Here is a 1,860-nt window from a genome sequence, read left to right on the forward strand (position 1 = left end):
GGATGAGACGCTGACTAATTTGAGTGGAAAAGATGTGGCTGGTCTTCTCGCATACCTTGGTTTTGGAGAAGGTGCTAACTGGGTTATGTTACCTGGAGGAATGATAATTCAGCGTGTTTATCTTGGATTTCCTGTCGGCACCAATGTAAGACACATAACTTTCCCCCGGTCGTTTACAACAACGAACTATTCCATCTCAATTAACTGGAATGATATCGGTACTGTAACAACTGAAACACAATCGCCAGCAAATGTGGCGGTTGTTCATCAAACAAAATCATTAACAGGGGCCAGCATCTGGCAGGCAGGTCCCGGGGGATTTAATGTGGACATTATAGCGGTGGGGTATTGATATGTACGTATGGAGCGCTAAAGCAAATGGCTTTTTCCCCATATCGGAGAAAGAAAAATTTGAGGCATCAGGTCTGTGGCCTGATGATGGTGTAATAGTCAGTGAGGAAGAACATAAAAAGTTATTTATGGATATTCCACCAGGAAAACAGATTGGAACACTGAATGGAAAACCAGCACTGATAGATATTCCTCAGCCGACCAAAAAGGAATTAATAGCTATTGCTGAAGTTAAAAAATCCCAATTACGGGAAAAAGCTGACAGTGAAATATCCTGGCGTCAGGATGCTGTTGATGCTGATATCGCAACTGATGAAGAAACTTCAACTCTCACCGAATGGAAGAAATACCGTGTGCTGCTGATGCGTGTTGATACTTCAACAGCACCCGATATTGAATGGCCTACGCCTCCGGCAGTTCAGGCCAGATGATATCCGGCGCGGTGCTCGTATCTGTTGCCGTCACCGCGTCAATGTAATCAAGCACGGCGTTAAGCCGGGTGGTTTCTGCCTGCGTCAGCTTCCGCCCGGCCTGTAATTTCAGCTGAATCAGACTAATGGAAGCCATTGCTGCATCAATCAGTGACTGGCGCTGTGCTTCTGCCGCTTCTACTGCGGCACCGTGTTGTGCCTCAGTATCTGTCACCCATTTCTCACCATCCCATTTATCATATGGCGTTAACGGTGAAAGCGTGACATAACCGTTTTTGATGGCACCGATATAATCCACTGTAACAGCAGCACCATTTTCGATTGAGTAAACAGTCTCATTGCGATGGTCCTCTTCATGGCTCCATCCCTTACCTGTAAATACAGCCACTTTTCCCGGAATGTTTTCGCCAGGGTCAATACCAGTGGAACAGGCGGGCATACTTACGCCAGTATTAATATATTCATCAGACCAGCCCGTATACTCAGATGTTTCAGCATCATAATAAAAACAACGCATATCGCCCGGCACTGTAGCCAGCCCATTTTCATCAAAAACAGGTTTCATTATTTAGCCCTCACCAGAAAGTTAAATGCAATATTTCGCGGTCTGACAGCAACAAATTTCACACCATCACCCACAGAGTTACTGGTGAAATTAAATCGTGAAAATCCTGGCTGATTTCCGGCGATGCCATCATGAAAGTTAATTGCGTGTCCCGCACCTCCGCCTATATTCCCGGCAAACTGAGAAAAGTTTGTAGCTTCCTGCCAGCTTAATAATTCGCGACCACCATCTGCACCTCGCCCGTCATCCCAGATACGAATGAAATCACCGCGGGCTTCAGGTAATACCAGCGAAGGAAACACTTTCGCCAGCACAGGGGAATCAGAGGCAGAAAATTTCGCGCCGTTGAACTTCAAAAACACCATACTGGACCAGCTGTCGATTACAGTACTTGGCATTGCAGCGGACGGCCAGAAGAACGGAACGCCAATAGCTGGAGCACCTTCTCCCAAACCAAGGTATGCGAGAAGACCAGCCACATCTTTTCCACTCAAATTAGTCAGCGTCTCATCC

The 1,860-nt window shown here is 46.5% G+C and carries 3 protein-coding genes and 1 pseudogene; 2 read left to right on the plus strand and 2 right to left on the minus strand.

From position 1 onward, the window contains the following. Both A7090_RS25440 and A7090_RS25445 read left to right on the plus strand, forming a co-directional pair. Nucleotides 1-352, plus strand: a 352-nt coding sequence (locus tag A7090_RS25440; RefSeq protein ID WP_446718743.1) for a gp53-like domain-containing protein, incomplete at its 5' end; no start/stop codon positions are given. Between the two features lies 1 nt (nt 353). After that, nucleotides 354-782: a tail fiber assembly protein gene (locus A7090_RS25445; protein ID WP_000289820.1), complete on the plus strand. Its 429-nt coding sequence runs from the start codon at nt 354-356 to the stop codon at nt 780-782. Here the strand turns inward: A7090_RS25445 and A7090_RS25450 are convergent. Continuing rightward, nucleotides 754-1,347 carry a tail fiber assembly protein gene (locus tag A7090_RS25450; RefSeq protein WP_105275897.1) on the minus strand — a complete coding sequence of 198 codons (594 nt, stop codon included), beginning with the start codon at nt 1,345-1,347 and terminating at the stop codon, nt 754-756. The genes A7090_RS25445 and A7090_RS25450 overlap by 29 nt on opposite strands. Further along, a pseudogene (locus A7090_RS25455) lies at nt 1,347-1,860 on the minus strand (phage tail protein); the annotation flags it as partial. The pseudogene A7090_RS25455 and the gene A7090_RS25450, both read right to left, overlap by 1 nt.

It is taken from the genome of Escherichia sp. MOD1-EC7003 (genome assembly GCF_002965065.1).
Classification (GTDB): domain Bacteria; phylum Pseudomonadota; class Gammaproteobacteria; order Enterobacterales; family Enterobacteriaceae; genus Escherichia.